Below are 1,514 nucleotides of genomic sequence, written 5' to 3'. Positions count from 1 at the left end.
TCTGGAAGGCCTCTCCGGTTGGGTGATGGGTGTCGAATTCGACCCCGACGGCCGCCGCCTCGCTTCCACGGCGTTCGACGGGACGATGCGTATCTGGGACATCAGTCGATCCGGTTCGCTCGGCTCGCCTTGGCCGTCGGACGAGGGATCATCGGAACCGGGCTTCGGCGCGGTGCTGGCTTTCGAGGGTGAGGGCAGCCTCTATGCCAAGCAGGTCGACGCGGACGCCTCGGTGTGGGTGGTCGATGCGCAGACCGGCCGCAGCATCCGTCTCGTCGACTACCCGGACGATTTCGGAGCCCGGGCGGCGGTGAGCGCGGACGGCCGCCGCGTCGCCGTCACCGGCCCTGACAAGACCGTCACCTTCTACGACACCGAGACCGGCGAGCAGGTGGGCCGCCCACTGACCGGATTCGGTGAGCAGGTGGGCGATCTGGACTTTGCCGCGACCAGTTCTCGGCTGGCCACCGCCACCGTCGGAAATGTCGTACAGGTATGGAACACCGACACCGCCGCGCTCGTCGGCGGGCCGTTCGACGGACTGCCCGAGGTCGACGGGATCGTGCTCAGCCCGGACGGTCGCTATCTCGCGGTGGCCGACGACAAGACGGTCCGGCTGTGGAACACCGAGACCGGCGCACCGATCGGCGACCCGCTGACCGGACACACCTCCGACATCAGCAGCATCGAATTCGATGCTGCTGAAACGCGCCTGCTCACCCACAGCCCCGATTCGGTACGTCTCTGGGACGTGCGCACCGGTGCCCTCGTCAAGGAGATTCGTGCCAAATTCATCTGGGCGGCGGCGATGGCGCCCGACGGGTCCCGGTTCGTCACCGGTGAGGAAGCGATCCTGCGCCGATGGGATACGCGAACCGGCGAGCAGATCGGCCCTCCGATGGCAGGGCACACGGACTGGGTGCGGAGCTTGGCCATCAGCGCTGATGGGCGCTATATCGTTTCCGGATCCAGCGACCGGACCCTGCGCTTCTGGGATCTGGCCGACGGCCACGCGATCGGTGAGCCGTTGCAGGGGGCGCCCGGCTGGATCGAAGGCGTGTGGATCAGTGCGGACAGCGCGACGGTCCGAACCATGCAACGGGACTTCGACGACAAGACCACCCTCTGGACCTGGCCTGGTCCCGAGGCATGGGCACGGCTGCTGTGCGACAAACTCCCTCATGAAATGAGCCGCCGGCAGTGGTCGGAATGGGTGTCCCCAGACCTGGAGTACCACTCGGTCTGCCCCGAGCTCCCGCCCCACCCCGACGACCGCTGACACGGACTGGGCGTGGCGGGAATCACAAGTACTCGCGCCGACGGAACCTCGGGCCTGCGGCCGGCGAATAGCGCGCAGTGAGGCGAGGGGGTGGGATTCGTCGGGATGTAGGCGGCGCACACGCGCGTGGCCAGTTCTTTCATCGTGGCCTGCGGGCGGGTGTGGTGGCTCAGCCTGCCTATCCCCGCAGGTCAGCCAGGTAAAACATGGTGCCCCCTGTAGGACTCGAACCTAC

The 1,514-nt window shown here is 67.3% G+C and carries 1 protein-coding gene; it reads left to right on the top strand.

The window, feature by feature from the left end; all coding sequences use genetic code 11:
- Nucleotides 1-1,279: WD40 repeat domain-containing protein (locus ACWDNU_RS45605; RefSeq protein WP_449673415.1), on the top strand; the 1,279-nt coding region annotated here is incomplete at its 5' end.
- Nucleotides 1,280-1,514: the final 235 nt, after the last annotated feature.

Source organism: Amycolatopsis sp. NPDC003676 (genome assembly GCF_053587275.1).
The sequence above is the reverse complement of the archived record's forward strand: the minus strand, read 5'-3'. Positions and strand labels throughout refer to the sequence as shown.